Origin of the sequence: Mycobacterium sp. SMC-13 (assembly GCF_045311035.1) — a bacterium.
In the GTDB taxonomy this organism is placed as follows: domain Bacteria; phylum Actinomycetota; class Actinomycetes; order Mycobacteriales; family Mycobacteriaceae; genus Mycobacterium.
In genome coordinates this window covers 65,277-84,969 of record NZ_JBJIAI010000020.1, presented here as the reverse complement: position 1 = coordinate 84,969, position 19,693 = coordinate 65,277, and the positions used below count along the sequence as shown (strand labels likewise).

Here is a 19,693-nt window from a genome sequence, read left to right as displayed (position 1 = left end):
TGCACGCACCGGTGGGTCGTCCAAGTCGGTCATGCCGGCATCCTTTCCTCGAGGTCGCTGGCCCCGTCGAGCTCGGCGGCGAGGACCTGCCAGCACTGGTCGCACACCATCGATTTCAGCGGCAGTTGCGGCCGCCGGGTCGCGCTGTGCGATCCGCACACCACGCAGTCGCAATTGCCGATCGCCAGGTCCATCAGCAGATCGGTGCTCAGCGACGTGAACGCCGGAACCTGCTGTGCCGTAGCGGGTTCGGGCTCCTCGCCGAGCACGTCGGTAGCCCACTGGGTCAGCGCGTCGGTCAGCGTCAGCTCCGGGTACAGCCGGGCCACCCGCCGCCCCGCCCCGGCGATCGCATACACCTCGTCGACCACGGAACCGACCGTGGCCTTGTGGGCTCGCAGCAGCCGGGCCCGCTGGGCCTCGGTGGTGACCGCGACGACGTCGGCGTACCAGCGCGCAGCGCGGGCCGCGGCGCTCTGGCGGGTTTCACCGGTGGCTTCCTGGGCCGTCGAGGCCTTGCGGGCCGCCCGCCGTGCTGCCAGGCCACCGGGCTCGACCACCGCGGGTCGTGTCGGCAGCAGCTGCAACCGCGCCAGCAGGAACGCCCCTGGCCGCTCGACACGTTTCGGCGAGTTCCAACCACGGGCTTTCGTGTCAGCGTCCAGCGCCTGCATGAGCGACTTGCCCGTCCAGGCAGCCAGGTCCAGGCCGGAAGCCATCAGCGCATCGCAGATGTGGCCGATGTGACCCTGCCCGAAGCTCAGCGGAGCCTCACGGACGAGGTCGGCCGCGAGCAGCTGCACATGCAGAGGCCGCGGAGCGCAGCGACGCGGGCCCCGCTTCGGTGCCGTTTTGGGGGGATTGGATTTGGGTCGCCGCGCACGCTCGCGTGCGCTTGGTGAGGAAGATCTTTCTGGAGATACCCGCCTATCCCTACGGGATGGCGGTAGATCGCAAACCGCCCGAGCGCCGGTCGCTTTGTCCACAGGCTTCGGGCGGCTCACCAGATGCCAGACGGCGGGCCGCCAGGCCCCACGGGCCGACTCTCGGGACCCGTGCCCCTGCCGAATCAGAACGGCAAGGCCGGCAGTGCTGAGCACTCTGCGCACCGTCGACACGGTGCGCTCAGAGCACCCGGCGCCCTGGGCCACCGTGGCATTGGTTACCGCGCAGTGCCGGCCACTGCTGTGGTCGGCGTGGGCGGCCAGGACCATCGCTGCGCGCAGCACACGGTCGGGCCGGATGTGCAGGCGAGCGCATTCCGCCAGACCGTCCTCGGTGGCCAGCCACGCGGACAGTTCGGTGAGCCAGCCTTTGCGGCTGGTCCACATGGGTAGCGGCGCCTCGTTGGCCTCGTCGGCTTTCTCGCTGACGCGGACGATCCACTCACGGCGCGCGTGGCGAGCCTCGGCCCGCGCCGAGCGCGAGCACGCGTACTGCAGCGTGATCTCGCCGTCGGCGAAGACGACGCGTTGTGTGCCCGCGCCGCGTACCCGGCTGCGGGGTGCCGCGGTGCGGGATGCGGACCGTCGTGGACCGCGCGCGGCATCAGAAACCTGCCCGCGTTGGGCGTTGTAGCAAACTTCCCGAGCTGTAATTTCACGGTCACGACACGCCCATGAATTTTCTGCGTATCCGCAGTTCACAGGGTGTTTTTGTGAAAACCAGCTCGAATGTCTTGAGCTTTGCTCAGGGTAAGGGTTACCCTGAGAAGGACCTCGTTGCATTGGTCTTCCCTCGGTTTACCGGGGACTTGAGAAAGAAGTTGGCGCTTCGATCTCACAGAGGCTCGGAGTTGGCGCTCCGAGGTTCGGCTCTTAGAAACTCTCCTTAGACATCCCCTTCGGGGGATGTCTGTCTGGAAGTCCGGAGTTGGCGCTCCGTTGATTCGTCTCTCAGAAACTTGTCTGGATGTCCCTTTGGGGGTGTCCAGACCTCTTGAGTCCCGCTATCCAGTTGTCAAAATCTCCTCAAGCGGAGATGGTTAGTTGAGCTGCGTAACCTCCTTTACCGAGTCGTTACCCTGCATCCGACCACGCCACTGGCCAGCAGAAGTGAACCGACACGACCCCGCGGCAGTGATGCCAGCACCACCAGGGCCGATGTCGCAGGAATCGACACCTGTCACAGCAGTCACAGGTAGCGAGCGCGCCAGGTTCCGAGCGCCCACGCCAACGATTCATCGGTCAACGACTCCGCGATATCGCGGTCGAGCTGCAGGTTGTCACGGGCCCGCGCACCTGGCAGCACGATCCGTCGCCCCCTCCACGTCGCTGCCTTGCTGATCAAGCGTTTGAGCACGGTTCAGTCCTTTCCGGAGTGATCGGCCGGGGTTTGTTCACTGCTGACACCGCCGGCGGCCAGCGCCCGCCGCAACAGCGCCGCGTAGGCGTTCTTGGTCATCGGCGGCGTCATCGACGCGCCGAGCTCGGCCAGAGACCCGCCGGGGTTGGCGATGCGGTGCTCCAACGCCGCGATCCACCGCTGCACATGTGCTTCGGCTTGCTGCTCGGCCAGGGCCGCCACCGCGCGGCGCGCCAGGGCGGCCTGCTGCCGGCCGGCGTGGCTGGCACGCTGCGCGTTGATGTCAGCGCTGATCTCGGCCCAGCGGGGGTTGTTGGCCATCAGGCCACTCCCCATGCGTTGTCGAGCAGCTCGTAGTACCGAGCGGTGGCCGCCAGCACCGAACACGGGGCGGTGACGACGCACTCACCAGTGGTCAACCCCTGCCGCTCGCCACCCCACGGCCCCGCGGTGAACGTGCACGACGCGCAGACCAGCACGGCATCTGGGCACGCGGTGACGCCCGCGCCGTGCACGTCGGCGACGCTGTGCTGCTGCGCGCAGGCCTCGCACACCGCCACCGTCGGCCGGTGCCGGGAGACATGGGCCAGCAGATCGGACCGGTGGCCGGCCTCGGCCGCGGCCCCGGGCGGCAGATCGGCCAGGATCGCGGTGAACACCTGCCGCAGCAGGCCGTGGTCCCTGCCGGCGCCGGCCCGCGTGTACAGGTCGATTTCCTGCTCGACGGTCCCCATGTTGAGGGCCACGACCCACCCGCACCGTTCGCACCGGCCCTGGCTCAAAAACTCACTGTCGTAAGTGAATTGACCCATTCGACGCATGTACTGGGCGCGCGTGCCGCACACCGAGAACACCTCGACATCAGAGCGGCGAGCGCCCCTGGCGACGGCTCCGGCGATCCGCGGACCGTGCCGCTTCAAATCCACCGCATGCAGCAACCGCCACTGCGCTCCCCCTGCGCCGATACCGAACCGGTACTGCGGAAGCCGCATGCCTCCAACAGATTCCACCGACGGTGCCCTCCCCCTACTCACGCAGTCCTCCTCACTGCTTGCGGCCGCGCGGCCTGCTGCAAAAACTGGGCGGCCAAACGCTTGATCTGCTCGTACTTCTCGGGCGTCATCCGCTCTGGTGCCGACTGCCCCACCGCGTCACCGGCACCGGTGATGAGGGCGTCGGCCTGCATCTGCTTGATGTCGAGCGTTTCGAGCATGATCGGGTCGGATCCGTAGTCCGTGGTCGCAAAATAGGCGCGCACCGGTTTGGTCTGCCCCGGGCGCTTGGCCCGCCCGATAGCTTGCTTGTGCACCGCCGGGGACCAGTCCAGCTCGCCAAAGACCAACGTGTTCACCACATTTTGCAGGCCGTCGATGCCTGCGCCCGAGCGCAGCGACATGATCAGGACCCGCGAGCGGCCGGCCATGAAATCGTCCAGGGACCGCTGTTTTTGGTTGTTCGTCTCCCGGCCCGTGTACATCGCTGGCCGATATGCGCGCAGTCGCTCGGCCCAGATGTCCTGCACGGCATGATGCCAACCGAGCAGGATCACTCGGTGCTCGCTCTGCAGGATCAGTTTCACGAAATCAGCGACGAACTTTGCCTTGGCAATGCCGGTGTGCTGACGCATCATCCAGTCGAATTGCCCTGCCGCCGACCACCGTTCGCGAGGGTTCGCCGACTGGTCCAGGATCAGCCGGGCCAACGCCACCGCGTTGCCGTCGAGCTCGCTGAGCACACTGGGATCCGAAGGAACCGGCTGCTCGACCGTAATGACCGGTGGCACTTCGATACCCACCTCTTCCAGGGTGCGCACCACCAGCAGGCCCTGTGAGATCAGATGTGAGCGCAGCCCCGTCGGGTTGTACACCTTGGTTTTGGTGTCCAGACCCGAGGTGTGGCACCACTCACGCGCGAACTCGTACCGGTCACCCAACGCCCCCGGTCGCAGCACATCGATGACGTTGAAGATTTCGCCGCCGTAGTTGAATATCGGTGTCCCCGACAGGCCGATGCGGTAGGTGGCAGCTCCGGCAACGGTTGCCGCGGCCTTGTACCGGTCCGAGTCGTTTCGGCGTAGCTCCTGCACCTCATCGAAAATGACTGTGCGCACAACACCTTTGAGGTGGTGCTGCCACTTGGCCAGCTTGGCGTAGTTCAGCACGATCAGATCGGCGGTGCGGCCGCGGCGCTGCAGTGAATGAATCTTCCCGGTCTTCACCTCGATCGAGGTCAGCTCCGGGTAGAACTCCGCGAGCTGTTTCTTCCACTGCTTGGGCATCGCGCCGGTCAGCGTCACCGCCAGGGCCGGACGTGCCTGCGGCTGCTCCAACAGCGCCAGGCTGGTGAATGTCTTGCCGGCGCCGAGCTCGTCGGCGACCAGCACCCCGCCCGTGGCCCACACCAGGTCACGTGCTGTGCGCTGATAGCTCCGCAGCGGAACCGTCGGCGACACCCAGCCCGGCCCACCGGATACAGTCAGCTGCCGGCCGGCCAAGATTTCCTGCACCGTGCTTTCCCGGCGCCGATGCTCGTTGGCCATCGCCCGCAACCGCTTGCGATCCTCCGCGGAGGCCTTCATCGGGTGCCGGTCGGTCAGCCACTCCAGATCCCGCGCCACCTCGAGTGTGCCCGTCACCGTGACGGTGCCCCGGGCCGTAGCGGCCACCCGCGCGAAAATCCGCTTGAGCCGGATCATCACGTCCGGGGCGGCCTCGATCTCCCAGACCCCCTCTGGCAGCCACCGGTAATGGCCGACAACCCGTGCCGTCACAGCGATAACCCCGGCCCCGGCAGCGCCACCATCCGCACCGGCACACCGAGAATTTCGGCCGGCATCCCCGACAGCGACGACAACCGCGGTGTGGCCACCACGAGGGCCTGCACCCGGTCGTGGGCGGCGTACCGCACCAACTGGGACAGCACCGCCGACCCGCTGGCCCGCATCTTCACCTCGACGGCCACGCAGCCATCGACCAGGAAGTCGGGCCGGTCCTGCTTGCTCAGCCGGTATTCGCGGTCAACCCGAAAGTCGTGCTCCCGCAGTACCTGCTCGATGCCGTCCTGCAGCGCGATCTCCCGCGCCGCTCGGTACACCCGCCGCCCCAGTACCGCCACGACGTGATCGGCGATCGCCAACGCATCCAGGCCAGTGCGCGGGGCGCGCTGCGCCGCGCTCACCGGGACACCCCACGTTCGGGGCCGTCGAGGACATCCGTATCGGTCAGCAGCGCCACCCACCGCGGGTCGACGTCGACGAAATCGGGGTGCGCGTCCGCGGTCAACGTCGACAACTGAGTGTTCTTCGACAGCCGGGAAGGGTGCCGCGGCTGACCGTCAGTCGTCCAACCCAGGCAGGCCACCGCCCCACCGGTGCGCCGGCAGATGTTCCACAACCGGGTGGCCACCGCCCGGGCCCGGGCCGGGTCGGCGTTCGAGCCCCACGCGAACACAATCAGGTCATGGCGGGCCGCTTCCCGGTCGAGGTGCTCGTCATTGACCGAGCTGATCGGATCGACTATGCCCGCAACAGCTTTCGGGTCGGTCATCACGACATCGCTCAAATTCAGCAACGTGACTGCGTGATAGCCGAACCGCTCGGCGAAATCCATGTCGCGGCGGGTGGTCTGGTCGTCTTTGTGCTCGTCAGCATCTGACGGATTCAGGGACACAAACATCAGCGCCGGCCCCGAGCCCCACCGTCGGGTCAGCCAGTACCGGTACCGGCGATCGTCGGAGAACTCCGCGTCACGATCGACGTGACCCCACACCGGCAGGTTCAAATCCAACGTCAGCGTCATGGCCGACCCCTTCCATTGGCGTGCAACAGGTTTGGCGACTGAGGGAACTGATCCCAGGTGCGGCCGTCGAGCACGCGTCCGGCCGCTTTCTTGCCGACGCGCCAAACGGCATTCCAGGAGCCGCCCGCTGCTATGGCCGTGTCTTCGTCGGCGAGCTCGCCGGTCAGCACGTTGACGTAGCCGTGCGGGTCCCCGAAGTCGTGCTCTGGTCCTAAGACGCCGAGCCAGTCGCCCCACTGTTTGAACTGGAACGCCACGCCAGCGGTTTGGCACTGATCCAGCAGCGACAGAGCCCAATCCGGGTGCATCGGCCGCGAGCCCGGACCGGACTCGCCTCCAACGATGACCCAGTCGAAACCCGACAGGTTGGCATCGTGGATCGGCTCCAGCAGCGGCTCAATCGACAAGCCCCGGATCGCTGCCGGTGTCTGCCGCAAGGAATCCCCGCGTGTGCGTAGCCACTTTGCGTTCTCCGCGGTGACCATCAGCCAGACGTTCGGCAGGACCATGAAGTTGCCGCGTGCGAAGCCGTCGAGCGCCGCCGTGATCGTCTCGTCGGCAATACGGTGCCGACGCGCCCAGGTGGCCAGCATCGAATTGAGGGCTAGATACACCAGGCCGGCGAAGCGGGGCGACCCGATCAGTGAATGCATCCGGTCGTGCCGCTTGGTCAACACGATGAAGGTGTGCCGCGGAGCCAACGCCATGACCGCCCACACCTGCGCGATGTACTCGTCGGGGATCTCTTTGTGAAACAGGTCAGCCATGCTGCACACGAAAATCCGCATCGGCTTGACCCAGCTGAGCGGAAAAGCGAGCCGCTGTGGGTGCAACCGAACCCCGGTCGTAGATCCGATATCGCTGCCGTCGAATCGCCTGTGCTCGATACGAAATGGAATCTGGCGCTCGATGTAGCAGTGCAAGCAGCCCTCGGAGACGCGGGTGCAGCCATCCGCGACATTCCACGTCGCCCCGGGGGCGCCGTCATCGCCGCGGGTCCATTCGATACGCGTACCAACACTCATCGGACCTCCAGGTCATCGGTGCTGCGGCTAGGCAACATCGCTGCCGTCCCCGGCTCCCGGCGCGTTGGTGGGGCACTTGGGGTTGTGGCCCTGTGTTGGTGGGTGGCAGCCGCAATCGGGGCAGCGTTTGATTGCGATCAGTTTGGCGCGGCTGTAGGGCAGCCAGATCGGCCCGCCGCCCCGGTTGCACTCGATCGACGAGTGATCAGCCATTGGTCGCCTCCCGCCGCAATTTCTTTGGTGTTGAATCGGTTTCGTGTCCATAAGGTTCACTGGTCCTCCATCGCTGCGGTCAGTGCAGCGAACGCGTCATCGGCGGCGTTATGGATGTACTGCCAATGCACGCAACGACTTCCGCCGTGCTCGATCAGATGCTGATGCAGCGTCCCGTTGAGCGTGGCCTGCCGGATGCTCTCCCGGTTGGGGTAGCGCACCCGCGCGATCACCCCGTCCTTCTCCAGTGCACGCAGATGCGGGTACACCGCGGTCGCCGTCGGCGGGGCAGCAAGACGATGGGGCCCGTCGCCGCGGCAGTCGACGATGCGGTGGCCGACCCGCTCGGCGTACGCATGCACCGTGGCGCACAGGCCAAGGCAGCTGTATTCGACCCACGGAAGCCCCGAGAGCTCGGCCAGCTGCGGTGTCATCAGCGGCACGTCGGACTCGCGCAGGGCCGCTGCCAGCTGATCGCGTAGGGCCACCGTGTGCGCGGCCGCGGTGCGGCTCATTGCGCCACCGCCAAAGCTCCTGCCGTCAGGACAGCCTCGCCCGACACGTCCTGGTGGGATGCACTCGTGGCAGTGGTGATGGTGCGGGCAATCTCGTTGGCCACGACGTGCGGCGCCTCGTGCAGCAACATGTGCCCCGCTGCCGGCAGGTGCCGGTGGGTGGCGCCGTCGATACCGTCGGCCAGGTCCCGCGCATGGGCAGGCGGTGTCAGCAGGTCCGCGCCGCCACTGATGACGGTGGTGCGGGCCGTGATCGTCGGAAGCACGCCGTACGCGTCGTAGGACTTCAAGCTGGGCAGGAACCCGACCGCAGTGGTCAGCGGTGTGGTGTACACGGCGTTGGCCACCGTCGCGGTGAGGGTGTCGCGGTCAGCGTCGCACAGGCCGCACACCCTGCCCACAGACCGGCACACCGGCCGCACCAGCGCCCGGACCGCCCTGTCGCCATGGTGGGTGTGCTCGACAACCTCAGCCAGCGCACCCAGCAGCGGCAGGCCGAGCAGACGGCCGGCGCCCCGCTCGGCCAGACGACCGGCCGCCGTACCGACCAACACGAGCGCATCGGGGTCCATCGGCCGCCAGCTCGCCGGCAGCCGCAGGTACTCCAGCAGCGCCATCCCACCCATCGAATGGCCCACCAGGGTGCAGCTCCCACGCCCCCCGGTCCCGGCGAGCACGGCGGCCACGTCGCGGCCGAGCTGGGCGATGGTGTAGCTGGCCATCGCCGCTGAGCCCGAATGTCCATGACCGCGGTGATCGACGGCAACCATCCGCACCGCGTCGCCAAAACGGCGCCGCAGCAACGTGATCTGCGGCATGAAGGCCAGCTTGCTCAAGCACAGACCGTGCCAGAAATACACCGTGTGTTCGGCATCGGCGGAGCCGTACTCCTCCACAGCCAAATCCACTCCGTCAGCGGTGGTGATCGTGTGCCGGCGCACCTGCAGATCGGCGGCCATGTCAACGGCCCACCGGAACGACAGCGCACACCGAAGGCTTGCCAAAGATTGATTCGGAGAACAACATCACACGCTTCTTTCTAAAAGACCGTGTCGTTCAGGCGGTTTTCGCAGGGAGGGCGCGGGAGCGGGCGTTGCGTGAACCGCCACCGAAACTGCGGGCGCTCACCAAAATCGGCTTACCCGGAACACGACGGTTCTTGTTGTAGCGCAACATGATTGCGGTCGCGGTCCGCACACCGGCGGTACCGGTGAGACCCATCGCCTCCTCCAAGGCCGCGACGTGTGACTTCAACGACCGCGGGGTCACATCAAACAACGTGTCGATCAGCCGGTGCGGATCGATCCGATCGCGCAGGTGGTGCTGAATCAGCCCGACAGCATGCACAATCGGCGCGTCGAACGAATCGACATCCCGGTCCCACACCTCGGTGATCAGCTTGAGCGTTTCGCCGACCAATTTGGTGCCCCCGAGGGCCGCCAGCTTCTCCAGCGTGGCGGTGCACCGCACGTTGCCGGCCCGCGGGGCCGGATCGATCCGCAGACCCAACCCGATCACGACGTTCTCGATCGCCACCACCGACGGGTCACCGCTGGCCTTGCGGGCCCGCCAGTGATCCCACGTCGAGGGCCGCCGGCGCTCGCGGTTGAGCCGATCGAACAACCGCGCCTCGTCCGCCACCGAGAGTCCTTCATGGATGCTGGCCACCAGCAGGGACGCCGGCTCACGCAGCAGGGCAGCCTGCCACCGGTGCTGTCCGTCGATGACGGCGTACCGGGGCCGCACACCCTCGCCGCGATCGCTGACCTCGATCACCCCGGCCAGGCGGCGATCCCAGTGCGCGGCGTAGTACCGCGCCCGGGCCAGGTCCACCGGCCGCTGGTAGCTCTCGTCGACGAACATGTCCTCGACGGCGATCGCGTCGATGTAGGCGCCGGCGATCGCGGCCGGGACGGTCGCACCCACCGCGGCGCTCATGCCGCACCCCGCTCGTCATCATCGACACCCTCTGCGGGGTAGGCGACGGCACCCTGGCGGACCATCCGGGCCCGCTCGTTCGCGGTCAGCGCTCCCCACACCCCGCGGTCCTGCAGCCCTTTGGTCAGCCCGTAGGTCCGGCACTGAGCCAGCACCGGGCAGTAGGTGCACACGGCCTTGCAGTCGGCCTGCATCGTGGTGCTGCGTGTAGTCCAGTCCAATTCAGGAAACGAGCCGCACGCACCGCGGTAGATGAAATCCTTGAGCTCGACCTCCGGCTGCGGCGGCGGCGGGCACGGCAACCCCAGATAGCGGGTCACTGACCGGGTGGTGACCCGAAGGTGGTCGGCGATCACATCGATCGACTGACCCCGCTCATTCATCCGGTGGGCCGCGATCCGGTTAGCGATCCACCGCGCCTCCGACTTTGACTGTCCGACAAGAGTATTCATGCGTTTTTCCTCACAACATTCGAGTCACGAAGCTGCTGATACGCGTCAGCGACTTCTGCGATACCGAGCCGATCGAGGGCCGCGGGAACGTCGCCGGCGCTGATCGCGGCGCGCGGTTCCCCCTCGGTGGGCTTGGCGGTAATGCCCAGCCGCGTCATCACCGCGGTGAGCGTCAACATCATCGGCGTGTTGGGGCACGCCACTTTCAAACCGTGCTTGTTGAAGGTGCCGGCGGCATGGACCGCGCCGCGGCTGATGCCCAGCGCGGCACCCATCCCCTGCCCGAATACCCACCGGCCATCGCGAAAGCCGTAGGGGCCCAACACCATTTGCGGGTTGGTGACCACGATGACGCCGCCGTCTTTACCCACCTCGGCAAGTTCGACGTCCCCTTTGGGCAACACCCCGTAGGCCCACATGGCGGTGGACCCGTCCTCGAACGTGATCCGCATCTGGTTTGCGGTGCGCTCCACGGTGGGGGTGAACGCCAGCAGGGCGGCGATGTGACGGTTACGAACCGCCTCGTCGTCCCGAGACGCCTTGCACAGGTGCAACCGTGCCGCGCTGGCCACACCGGAAAACCCGGTCTGCCGCGGCCGCCGGCGCACCGGGGCGGTGCTCTCGGCGATCATGCCGACACCCCCAGGTCCTGATCGGGCCGCGCCGCGGTACCGGCGATGAGCTCCAGGCGCTGCATCGCCGCAGCCCAGGCCTTGCGGTTACCACTCGACCGCTCGGGAACCCAGACGCCGGCATACATGCCGGCCTGTTCTTCGTTGGCGACCGCCTCGGCGGCGCAGTCACGCCGGACCGGGCAGCGCTGGCACATCCGCTCCAGATGCACCCGCACAGCGAGCACCGGCTTGCGGTCGGCCTTCCACAACTCCGGAGCATCAGGAGTCTCCAGGAAGCAGATCGCCCGCCGCTGCCACTGCGACCCGGTCACGGTCATCATCGGCCCGACACCGCCAATGCCGCACGGGCACTCGTGGTTTCGGCGATGAACCGCACCGAGGCGGCGCCGACGCGCGCGGCGAGCTCGCGGGCCGGGTCGTCGAACCGCACCGCCGACCAGAGCGCGTCGAATTCACGCTTGAGGAACCCGATCCCCTCATGACTCGAGGCCAGCGCCCGGCCCCGCGGACCGACCAGCGGCCCCACCAGGTGCACCTCGTCCGCGGCGATGCGGCCGCGCTGCAAGGGGTCCGGTGAGTGCTCGTACAGATCGGCGATCAGCCGAAGGGCCATCGCGCCGACCTGGGCAGCTTCCTTCTGGGCGAGCCCAATGTGGTTGGCGCGGACCTCGTCCCACACCTCGTCGATCTCTTCGGCCAGGACCATGGCGCCCTCTTCGAGGCTGAGCCAGGTTCGCGGGAACGCGACCAGGCTGCGGGCGTATTCGTCCCAGATCGCGTTTTCGGCGTGACCGTGGCGGGCGTCGGGATCGCTGGCGGTGCAGGCCGCGGCGATCAGATGGGGGATCGTCCTCATGCCGGCACCGCCCACGCCGTCTGCAGGCACTGCCTGCAGGCCTCGTCACCGTGCACGCAGGGGTCCCCGCACACCAGGCACGAACCGGTGCACGAACGGCACGCCATCTGCCCGTCGACGCGGACCGGCTCGATCGGCTCTTTGCCGCACATGGGGCACTCGTCGAACGTCGCTCGCCCGCGCCAGCTACCAGGGGCAGAAATCGGCGCGATCGACGAACCGCCGTTGCTGCGAACACTGTTCGCGCAGTTCTGGGCCGTAGAAAGAACATTTAAGGCCGGAACACTTGATTCAGGTGAGGCGTAGCCTCTACCCTGAGATTGACCGAGCAAAGTCATCTCTCCTTAATTGGGGAGACCCGGACGCGAAGTTCGCGCTTCCCGTCCAACCCCTTTGGAGTGGCCCCCTCACGGGGGCTTCTCTGCTTTCTGGGGTAAGGGTCACCGCTATGCAGATGTGCTGAATGTGGGCCGCGGTCGGCGGCCGCGGCATCAAAGCTGCAGGGCTATCACCACCCCGCGAAACCTGTACGCGCCGGCCATGATCAGCTCACCCGGCCTTCGCCGGTGACGGTGTCACCGATCAGTTCTGCCACCAAACGCCGCTGGTTCTTGTCCAGCCGGGAAAGGTGTTTGGCCAATGCCGACGCCTCGGTGTGATCGCTGGGCATGGTGCCCGGGTAGATCACCAGGTCCCGTCCGCCGTCAGCGTTCGGAATCTCGGCGACGAACCCACCACGAGCGATCGGGTCGCCGCAGCCGTAGAGCTTCCAGCCGTGCCGTTTGAGGGTCTGAGCCCACCAGTAGGCCATCCGCACGCGTCGGTCGGGCTGGGTGAGCCATCCGGGGATGAAGTCGGTGCACTGCCGTACCGGGGCCGGGGTAACGATCAGCCCCTGCTGGCCGAGCAGCTTGATGATCGAGAACAGATCGGCGGTCCAGCCCAGCGCGCCCAGGCGCCAGATCGCCTCGGCAATCAGTGACGGAAGGTCGCTTGGCAGCGCGGCGGCGAGGTCGGCGCGGCGCACCACAGTGACGCTCTGGTACGAGGCCAGGCGCACGGTCACAGTCGCGGCCTTGGTGGCGATGTCGAATCGGACGTCGGTCAAGATGTCGCCGCGGCTGCGCAGGTCGCGTGCCCACCAGTACAGCGGGCGCAGGCCCTCGGTGGGTTGGGCGTTCGTCGGGATGGCCGAGATGGTGTCGTAGCGGGGCTCGAAACCGGCCAGTTCCGGCATCACGGGCATCGGACGCTGCGGCAACAGGTGTGGCAACTTCACCGAATCCCTCCTCATCATGCGGTCCTGCCGATACCATACTCTAAACTAAGACGAAAAAGTAAGACACCAACATTGACAGATTTGAGGGGCGTTCGGTGAACCTGTCTGACTATGACCCGATCCGCAGGCCGCGCATGACGCGCCGAGTCCTGCGCGGATTCAGCGCAGAAGCCTTCGCCGAGGCCCGCCGCAACACCAACATCAGCGTGGCCGACCTGGCCCGCATGACCGCCGTCTCCCAGGCCTCCCTCTTCAACTGGGAGCGCGGCAAGGGAACCCCGCAAATCGACCTGCTCGCCCGTGTCATGGCCTACCTCAAGACCCCCATTGAGCAGGTCGTCAAAGTGCCCGTCGACGAGCGCTACCCCGGAGACTGGCGCGTCATACGAGGCATGACCCAGCCCGAACTGGCCGCCGCGGCCGGCATCGCCACCAGCACCCTCAAAGGCATCGAACGCGCCGACTCCGCGCTCACCGACGCCAACGCGACCACCCTCGCCGGCCTGCTGGGCATCAGTCCTGCGGAGTACCGGGCCGCCTACGAACGGGCTCGCCAACGCCCGCCCGGAACGACCGCGTAGCCCATACCGTGACTCCAGCAAACTCAATGGGCTGGAAAACCGCAGGAAGGTACGAATTCCGCTACCACAGCCAACGTGCGCAGGGGCATGGTCCGACGCGCCTAAAAGGCCGCCAAAAGCCCAGTTAGCGCGTCGATTCACCCCCATAACTCCTCCCATTTCTCAACGGTAAACCCTCCCAAGGGGAGGTCCTGACACCAAAATTCCAACAGCCAGGCAAGGGAAAGTCACGAAAGTTGGCAAAGGCAATTCCGACAGCCGAACCATAACGATTCGATAACGATTGCCTGGTGGCGCCGAACACACCGCCGCCAACCCGACACCTCTACTTGTCGGCCCCACCCGGCAAGCTGAACCCATGACCACCAGTGACTACGTCGTCGTCGATGTCGAAACCTCCGGCACCGACCCCCAAACCGACCGGGTCCTGAGCATCGCCGCCCTCACCCTGCACCCCGATGGCACCGTCGACCGCACCCTGCACACCCTGCTCAACCCCGGCGTCGACCCCGGGCCCACCAACATCCACGGCCTCACCCCCGCGATGCTCGCCGGTCAACCCGACTACGCCACCATCGCCCCGGCCCTCGCCGACCTCCTGCGCGGCCGAATCCTGGTGGCCCACAACGTCGCTTTCGACTACGCGTTCCTGGCCGCCGAAGCCCGACGCTCGGGCACCGAACTACCCGTGACCACCGCCTTATGCACCGTCGAACTCGCCCGACGCCTCAACCTCGGCACCAACAGCCTCAGCCTGGCCGCCCTGGCCCACCACTGGGGCATCACCCAAACCAACCCCCACGAAGCACTCGACGACGCCCGCGTCCTGGCCGCCATCCTGCGCCACGCCCTGACCACTGCCGCGCACCGCAGCATCGCGCTGCCCCTGCGCGCGCCACACACCCTCGCCACACCGGTCTTTTCCACCGCTCGCCACGCGGCCTAGCCCCACCAGAGCGCCGAAAACCGTTGCTACGCAAGACATTGGCCACCGTGTCCGACTCCGGCGTTACCGTCGGCCGATGCAGGACATCCACCCACAGCCTCAGCGGAACCACCCGGTTCTGCTGATCGCGAGCCACGCGGCCTCCGCGATGGTCATCGGCCTGTGCGCGGCCCTTCCCGCTACCGGCATCGCCTTCCTGATCGCACTGACCGCCAGCTGCATCAGCACCCACGGCTGCGAAACACCGACCGTCGTCGACACCTTGGTGCCCGTCGTTGCCATTGCCGTCTGGACCACCACCACCCTGGCCGCCGGCTCACGACAGCTCCGGGCCGCCCGGTCCGCCGACCATCACCGCACACCGAAAGGGCTCCGACCATGACCAGCACCCTGTCCGACGAAAACCGCGGCCTCTACGCCAAATACATCGTTACCAAGGCCGACGGAACCCCCGTGCCCGGGCCACTGTTCATCCTGCGCTACGGCAAAGACCCCCACGCCCGCGTCGCGCTGGCCGCCTACGCCGACTCCTGCGAAGCCACCCACCCCCAGCTGGGCATCGACCTTCGTGCCCAGCTGGCCAAGCTCCGTATGTCGGCCAACGGCACCGACTGCCGCAACGCAAACCCCGACATCTGGCGAATGACATTCGCCAATCACATCGAGGCGGGTATTCGCTTCGCCGACCTCGCCGGTGACGACTTAGACACGGCCCGCGGACTCGACCGCGACCTCACCCGCGCATTCAGCGTCTACCTCAACAGCACCGAGTCCGACCGTGAACGGCAATTCCTGGTGCAGATCATCACCATCGCCGCCCGCGCCTACGCCTTCTACGTGCAGCTCGACCACAAAGAGTTGGCAGGGCTGACCTACCGCATGATGTCCGACCTCGGTGGCCTCTCCGACGTGCTCGCCCGCCGCTGAACCCACCCTCTGTACGAAAGGCCTCCATGAACCGCCTCCCCATCACCCTCACCGCCGCCGCGGCCGCAGCGCTCGCCCTCACAGGCTGCGCCGCTGGGCCCGCCCAGCACGGTTTCCAGGTGATGAAGGCCGCCGGCAGTCAAACCGCACCCACGCCGGCAGGCGGGCCGCTCGCCGTGGGGCCCGGACCCACCAACTACACCGTGCAGCCCCAGCCCCCGGCCGGCAGCTGCCACTACCGCTACACCCCTGCCGGCGAACCACTACCGGATCCGCGCTGCACCCCCGGAGCCATCAGCCCCAAGGTCACCCAGAAAACCCTCGCCAGCACCGTCTGCAAAGCGGGCTACACCAAGTCGATCCGCCCGGGCGTGGAAATCACGCGCCCTGAAAAGCGCGCGAACGCCCAAAGTTACTCATTCACAGGCGATATGGCCGACGCTGAGTACGACCACCTCGTGAGCCTGGTGCTCGGCGGCGACCCCAACGACCCCCGCAACCTCTGGGTCGAGCCACCCAGCCCGGGCCGCAAACCCAAAGACGGTGTGAACAACCCGAAAGACATTGTGGAGAACAAACTTTCCGCAGCGGTCTGCTCCGGCCGCGTCCCCCTGGTCGATGCCCAGAACGCGATCGCCACCGACTGGACCACCGCCCTCGATCGACTGGGCCTGCGATGACCACCGCCCGGCCAACCCCACCAAGCTCATCGAAAGGCATTCTCTGATGCGCGGATTCGGATCGATCATCACCACGGTCATGGGCGGTCTGATCGTGCTGACCATAATCACCACCCTGCCCCGGCTGATGAGCAGCATGCAGGAAGTGGCCAAACAAGCCACCCCGGCCCCAGCCGGACCACCGCCGCCGGCCGCACCCGTCGACATGGCCACCGTGGCCGTCGTCGGCGTCATCGCGCTCACCCTGTGCGTGGCGATCCCGATGGGCATCGTCCTGGTCCGCCGGCGAACCACTCGCGCCATGGAAAAACGCGCCGCCACCGCCCGCCTGGCCGGCCAGGCCGAACTGTGGCAGCGCGGCACCCAGGCCCTGGCCGAGACCAGCGAAGCCCTGATGGAATTCGAGACCGACCCCGAATCGGTGTACTTCACCCGCCGCCTGCTGGCCGACGTCAATGAGCCAGCCACCGCGGCGTTCTACACCGCCTACGACACCGCGCGAAACCTGCGCACCGAGAGTGTTCCCGCCGACACCGACATCATCATCAAGTTCGTCGACGCGGCCAAGGCCGCCCAACGGGCCTTCGGCGTCGCCGACGAAAACGCCCGCCGCAAAGCGCGATTGGGCATCAGCCACGGCGACCACTGGCTCACCGACAACGAACGCCGCAAGCTCGACCAGGCCCAAAAGCTGATGCGCCAGGCTCACGACCCCGCGGTCACCGAAACGGCTGCCCACAACGCCCTGACCAAGGCACTGAGCCTGCTCGACACCGCCGGCGCTATCGTTCCCGAACGATTCACCGCCAACGTCACCAAGAGCATCGCCGCCGTGCACCGCCGCGCCCTGACCAGCTGACCCACTAACGAAAGGGCCACACCGATGCTCCGCGTAGCTCACGCCAGTCACACCGGCACCCTGTACCTCGTCGATGTGCGACCCCCCGACGGCATCGTCGAACTGGTTCGCGACACCCAGCTGGAAACTTGCACCACCGCCGACCGCATCGTGTTCTGGTTCACCCGCAGCACCAACCGAGCCTTCATGCGCCCCAACACCATGGCCACCGAACTCCTGCTGGCCACAACCGAATTCACCGCCCGCGACGTTCCCATCCTGCGCGGAAACATCGTCATCACTGGCCGCGACGGCGCCGGCGAACCCGCCGCCCTGACCACCCACCAGCTCGACATCCTCAAACACCCGCTCCTGAGCAACCGCCAGAAACACACCCTGCAGCGCCGATTCGCCCGAGACCTCCGAATCCAGCGTCGCCAAGCGATCGCCGAGAACGCCGAAGCGATCCGCCGAGCCCAACAACCCTGGACCAACCCTCAAACGTAATCACCACCAACCTGAGCACCCACGCCCCCCGACCTCGCGAAGGCACTGCTCGCCACCGCCCTACCCAGCCGCTGTGCACACACCAGCGGGGTCGCCATCACCGCCCGAAACTGGCCCACATCCTCGACCGGGACACACGCTGAGCCGGCACCAGGTCGGCCACCGCCGGCCCACGGCCGTGGCGGCTACCCGGACACATCGAACGAACCCTCGTCCGAATAGTCCGTTTCGTCCAAATCCCATGGCCGCCCATTGCAGTCGATCACGCTGTCGTGCTCACACTCGGGGCAACGGAACGCCGACATCAACCCGACCAGATGCCGGCCACCCTGTAACCGCGCCCGCCCAATTGCACGTACCGCCGTACTCGAGTCGGTCCACACCCGGCCAGAACAAATCATCGGCGGCCGCGTACTACCGCATTTTCCGCACCGTGACGGCTTTTTCGGGGACGGGCAGATGAACATGCGGCCGGTGTCCTCCCAGTCGCCCCACTCCACACGCAGCCCGTCCCAGCGCGGCGGTAGATCGTGCTCGCGTTCACAACTCAAACCCGAGTTGATCCCCGCCGGCCGGCATGACCGTCTACTCCGAGTCCGTGGCCGCGATCGCCACGGGATTGCGCTGCTCCAGCGCCGGCACCCGCGACAAATGTTCCCACGACGCCGGCACGGTCGCGAGCTTGCTCATCTCGCGGGTGATCGCCCCAATCAGGCTGGGCCACATCGGCTTCGGGGTCGATGGGTCAGCTAACTGAGCGGTCAGTGCATGCAGCCGCCGCAGTGCCGCCCGCTCGGTCGGACTGCGGTCAGACAGCCCGACCGCCAGCGCGTGATCGTTGGCTGCGCCCCAAGCCATCAACGCCGCTTCCGCGGCCCGCTCGGCCTCATCGAGTTCGGCCGCAGCCGACGACTCCCCAAGTCCTCGGCCAGGGCTCGCAGCTCATACAGCGCCGACCGGTAGGCCGCGGTCTGCGCCACCGCCGGGTCGCGCAGCAACGGCTTGGTGAGGTAGTAGGCGTCCAAATCCATTTCATACGAGAGCCATTCAGCATCCAGCTGGGCCAGCGCCGCCTGTACCCCGGCGATCCTGGCCGCCCGCTTCTCACGAGCTTCGGCCAGGCAAGGGATGACACCGTCGAGGTGGGTGCGCGGCTTCGCTGCCGGAGCGGCGGCCGTAGGAGGCATGTGAACTGTCTGGCGCCGCGGAGCCAGACCCGAGGACACGGCCCGCACCACCCGCCGGCCCACGAACGCCCCCGCCGCCAACGTTGCCGCCGCCGCCGGCCCCGGCGGGTACCCGACGACGCCGGAAAACTGGCCCGCCAGCAGATCGCCGCACTCAACACCGACCTGGTGAGCCCACGCTTCGAGCTGCCGCACGCTGAGCTCACCGACCGCCGTCGTGACGTTCCTGGTCACGTACGCCATCCCGTAGAACATCAGCGCCATCGTGTTGATCCACATCACGACCCACAGCCCGGCGCTGACCGGACACAACGACACCTGGAGCCACGTGTACCCGTACCGAGGGATCGCGACTGTGTGGATGGAGTTCGGCTGAACCTGCCGGCCCTGCGCCCTCACCTCAGTGCGCCGCCAGCCATTGCCCCGGCCGAAGTCCTCGTCGAAAACCTCAGCGGTGGTCCGAATCTCCTCCATGGCCTCATGATGCCCGCTCGGTGCGACACCGCGGCCGATGTCTCCCCAGCCCCCGACCAGCACCGAAAACGCGATCGCTAGGTCGTGTCCAACCTGCGAGGCACCATCTGGCACATGCGATTCATCGGAACCCCAAGGGCTACCCGCCGCCACGCCCCTACCCCGGGAGATGCCCGATGATCCACACCACCGTCTGCTTCGAGGCGCGCTGCGACGAATGCGATGCCGGGTTCGGCGGCTGCGAAGACGACAGCGTCATCGTCCACTACCCCGACGCCAAAGGACTCGAGGACGACCTCACAGCCAACGACTGGGCAGTCACCGGAACCAGAGTGCTGTGCCCCGAGTGTCAAAGCCATATTGGCTGCAGCCTCGTCGGTCACGACTGGACGCCCTGGCAATCCCTCGAACACCTGACCCTGCCGGGCCAGATGCGCAGCTGCAAGCACTGCAGCACAACCGAATTCGACCCACCCGTGCAACCCACCACGGACGAACCGCACGACAGATTCACCCACGTGCCGTGAGTACCCCGAGGA

At 67.0% G+C, this 19,693-nt stretch carries 28 protein-coding genes; 9 read left to right on the top strand and 19 right to left on the bottom strand.

The annotated features are described in order from the left end of the window. Positions 1–29 precede the first annotated feature (29 nt). Entirely contained in the window at positions 30–803 is a 774-nt protein-coding gene (locus ACJH6I_RS24295; RefSeq protein ID WP_406784671.1) for a hypothetical protein, read from the bottom strand. A gap of 499 nt (positions 804–1,302) precedes the next feature. Between ACJH6I_RS24295 and ACJH6I_RS24290 the strand changes: the two genes are divergently transcribed. Next, positions 1,303–1,578 (top strand): hypothetical protein, encoded by a 276-nt coding sequence (locus tag ACJH6I_RS24290; protein ID WP_406784670.1) that lies wholly within the window; start codon positions 1,303–1,305, stop codon positions 1,576–1,578. Between the two features lie 555 nt (positions 1,579–2,133). Here ACJH6I_RS24290 and ACJH6I_RS24285 read toward each other — a convergent pair. From ACJH6I_RS24285 to ACJH6I_RS24210, 16 genes are all read right to left on the bottom strand, one after another. Beyond that, complete coding sequence (locus tag ACJH6I_RS24285) at positions 2,134–2,301, bottom strand: hypothetical protein (RefSeq protein ID WP_406784669.1); 168 nt, start codon at positions 2,299–2,301, stop codon at positions 2,134–2,136. 3 nt (positions 2,302–2,304) lie between these two features. Then, the gene (locus ACJH6I_RS24280; RefSeq protein ID WP_406784668.1) at positions 2,305–2,625 is read right to left on the bottom strand and encodes a hypothetical protein; all 321 of its coding nucleotides are present in this window, start codon (positions 2,623–2,625) and stop codon (positions 2,305–2,307) included. Then, the gene (locus ACJH6I_RS24275; protein WP_406784667.1) at positions 2,625–3,314 is read right to left on the bottom strand and encodes a hypothetical protein; all 690 of its coding nucleotides are present in this window, start codon (positions 3,312–3,314) and stop codon (positions 2,625–2,627) included. The genes ACJH6I_RS24280 and ACJH6I_RS24275 overlap by 1 nt, the downstream gene beginning before the upstream one ends. A 20-nt stretch (positions 3,315–3,334) precedes the next feature. Further along, positions 3,335–5,074, bottom strand: coding sequence for an SNF2-related protein (locus ACJH6I_RS24270; RefSeq protein WP_406784666.1), 1,740 nt, complete (start codon positions 5,072–5,074; stop codon positions 3,335–3,337). After that, the gene (locus ACJH6I_RS24265; RefSeq protein WP_406784665.1) at positions 5,071–5,481 is read right to left on the bottom strand and encodes a hypothetical protein; all 411 of its coding nucleotides are present in this window, start codon (positions 5,479–5,481) and stop codon (positions 5,071–5,073) included. The genes ACJH6I_RS24270 and ACJH6I_RS24265 overlap by 4 nt, the downstream gene beginning before the upstream one ends. After that, entirely contained in the window at positions 5,478–6,101 is a 624-nt protein-coding gene (locus ACJH6I_RS24260; protein ID WP_406784664.1) for a DUF1643 domain-containing protein, read from the bottom strand. Before ACJH6I_RS24260 ends, ACJH6I_RS24265 begins: the two co-directional genes overlap by 4 nt. After that, complete coding sequence (locus tag ACJH6I_RS24255) at positions 6,098–7,126, bottom strand: phage Gp37/Gp68 family protein (protein ID WP_406784663.1); 1,029 nt, start codon at positions 7,124–7,126, stop codon at positions 6,098–6,100. Before ACJH6I_RS24255 ends, ACJH6I_RS24260 begins: the two co-directional genes overlap by 4 nt. A 27-nt stretch (positions 7,127–7,153) precedes the next feature. Then, positions 7,154–7,339 (bottom strand): hypothetical protein, encoded by a 186-nt coding sequence (locus ACJH6I_RS24250; protein WP_406784662.1) that lies wholly within the window; start codon positions 7,337–7,339, stop codon positions 7,154–7,156. A gap of 56 nt (positions 7,340–7,395) precedes the next feature. Continuing rightward, a complete protein-coding gene (locus ACJH6I_RS24245) occupies positions 7,396–7,854 on the bottom strand; it encodes a hypothetical protein (RefSeq protein ID WP_406784661.1) in 459 nt (152 codons plus the stop codon). Continuing rightward, positions 7,851–8,813 (bottom strand): alpha/beta fold hydrolase, encoded by a 963-nt coding sequence (locus ACJH6I_RS24240; RefSeq protein WP_406784660.1) that lies wholly within the window; start codon positions 8,811–8,813, stop codon positions 7,851–7,853. The genes ACJH6I_RS24245 and ACJH6I_RS24240 overlap by 4 nt, the downstream gene beginning before the upstream one ends. 97 nt (positions 8,814–8,910) lie before the next feature. After that, the gene (locus ACJH6I_RS24235; protein WP_406784659.1) at positions 8,911–9,792 is read right to left on the bottom strand and encodes a DUF6551 family protein; all 882 of its coding nucleotides are present in this window, start codon (positions 9,790–9,792) and stop codon (positions 8,911–8,913) included. After that, complete coding sequence (locus ACJH6I_RS24230; RefSeq protein ID WP_406784658.1) at positions 9,789–10,244, bottom strand: WhiB family transcriptional regulator; 456 nt, start codon at positions 10,242–10,244, stop codon at positions 9,789–9,791. Before ACJH6I_RS24230 ends, ACJH6I_RS24235 begins: the two co-directional genes overlap by 4 nt. Further along, positions 10,241–10,876, bottom strand: coding sequence for a hypothetical protein (locus tag ACJH6I_RS24225; protein ID WP_406784657.1), 636 nt, complete (start codon positions 10,874–10,876; stop codon positions 10,241–10,243). The genes ACJH6I_RS24230 and ACJH6I_RS24225 overlap by 4 nt, the downstream gene beginning before the upstream one ends. After that, positions 10,873–11,199 (bottom strand): WhiB family transcriptional regulator, encoded by a 327-nt coding sequence (locus ACJH6I_RS24220; protein ID WP_406784656.1) that lies wholly within the window; start codon positions 11,197–11,199, stop codon positions 10,873–10,875. The genes ACJH6I_RS24225 and ACJH6I_RS24220 overlap by 4 nt, the downstream gene beginning before the upstream one ends. Continuing rightward, positions 11,196–11,735 carry a hypothetical protein gene (locus tag ACJH6I_RS24215; protein ID WP_406784655.1) on the bottom strand — a complete coding sequence of 180 codons (540 nt, stop codon included), beginning with the start codon at positions 11,733–11,735 and terminating at the stop codon, positions 11,196–11,198. The genes ACJH6I_RS24220 and ACJH6I_RS24215 overlap by 4 nt, the downstream gene beginning before the upstream one ends. A gap of 544 nt (positions 11,736–12,279) precedes the next feature. Continuing rightward, positions 12,280–13,014: a hypothetical protein gene (locus tag ACJH6I_RS24210; protein ID WP_406784654.1), complete on the bottom strand. Its 735-nt coding sequence runs from the start codon at positions 13,012–13,014 to the stop codon at positions 12,280–12,282. Between the two features lie 95 nt (positions 13,015–13,109). Here ACJH6I_RS24210 and ACJH6I_RS24205 point away from each other — a divergent pair, with 95 nt between their 5' ends. The 7 genes from ACJH6I_RS24205 (at position 13,110) to ACJH6I_RS24175 (ending at position 17,493) form a co-directional block, all read left to right on the top strand. Then, positions 13,110–13,595 (top strand): helix-turn-helix domain-containing protein, encoded by a 486-nt coding sequence (locus ACJH6I_RS24205; protein WP_406784653.1) that lies wholly within the window; start codon positions 13,110–13,112, stop codon positions 13,593–13,595. A gap of 358 nt (positions 13,596–13,953) precedes the next feature. Next, positions 13,954–14,541: an exonuclease domain-containing protein gene (locus ACJH6I_RS24200; RefSeq protein WP_406784652.1), complete on the top strand. Its 588-nt coding sequence runs from the start codon at positions 13,954–13,956 to the stop codon at positions 14,539–14,541. A 76-nt stretch (positions 14,542–14,617) separates the two neighbouring features. After that, positions 14,618–14,923, top strand: coding sequence for a hypothetical protein (locus tag ACJH6I_RS24195; RefSeq protein WP_406784651.1), 306 nt, complete (start codon positions 14,618–14,620; stop codon positions 14,921–14,923). Then, entirely contained in the window at positions 14,920–15,468 is a 549-nt protein-coding gene (locus ACJH6I_RS24190; RefSeq protein WP_406784650.1) for a hypothetical protein, read from the top strand. Before ACJH6I_RS24195 ends, ACJH6I_RS24190 begins: the two co-directional genes overlap by 4 nt. Before the next feature lie 26 nt (positions 15,469–15,494). Continuing rightward, positions 15,495–16,148, top strand: a complete 654-nt coding sequence (locus ACJH6I_RS24185) for a hypothetical protein (RefSeq protein ID WP_406784649.1) — start codon at positions 15,495–15,497, stop codon at positions 16,146–16,148. Positions 16,149–16,194: 46 nt separating this feature from the next. Continuing rightward, the gene (locus ACJH6I_RS24180) at positions 16,195–17,007 is read left to right on the top strand and encodes a hypothetical protein (RefSeq protein WP_406784648.1); all 813 of its coding nucleotides are present in this window, start codon (positions 16,195–16,197) and stop codon (positions 17,005–17,007) included. A gap of 24 nt (positions 17,008–17,031) precedes the next feature. Beyond that, positions 17,032–17,493 carry a hypothetical protein gene (locus ACJH6I_RS24175; protein ID WP_406784647.1) on the top strand — a complete coding sequence of 154 codons (462 nt, stop codon included), beginning with the start codon at positions 17,032–17,034 and terminating at the stop codon, positions 17,491–17,493. Positions 17,494–18,078: 585 nt separating this feature from the next. Here ACJH6I_RS24175 and ACJH6I_RS24170 read toward each other — a convergent pair. Continuing rightward, positions 18,079–18,351: a hypothetical protein gene (locus tag ACJH6I_RS24170; protein WP_406784646.1), complete on the bottom strand. Its 273-nt coding sequence runs from the start codon at positions 18,349–18,351 to the stop codon at positions 18,079–18,081. Beyond that, complete coding sequence (locus ACJH6I_RS24165; RefSeq protein WP_406784645.1) at positions 18,351–19,154, bottom strand: hypothetical protein; 804 nt, start codon at positions 19,152–19,154, stop codon at positions 18,351–18,353. The genes ACJH6I_RS24170 and ACJH6I_RS24165 overlap by 1 nt, the downstream gene beginning before the upstream one ends. Before the next feature lie 176 nt (positions 19,155–19,330). On the opposite strand from ACJH6I_RS24165, the gene ACJH6I_RS24160 reads away from it, so the two are divergent. Then, entirely contained in the window at positions 19,331–19,681 is a 351-nt protein-coding gene (locus ACJH6I_RS24160) for a hypothetical protein (RefSeq protein WP_406784644.1), read from the top strand. The last annotated feature ends 12 nt before the right edge of the window (positions 19,682–19,693 follow it).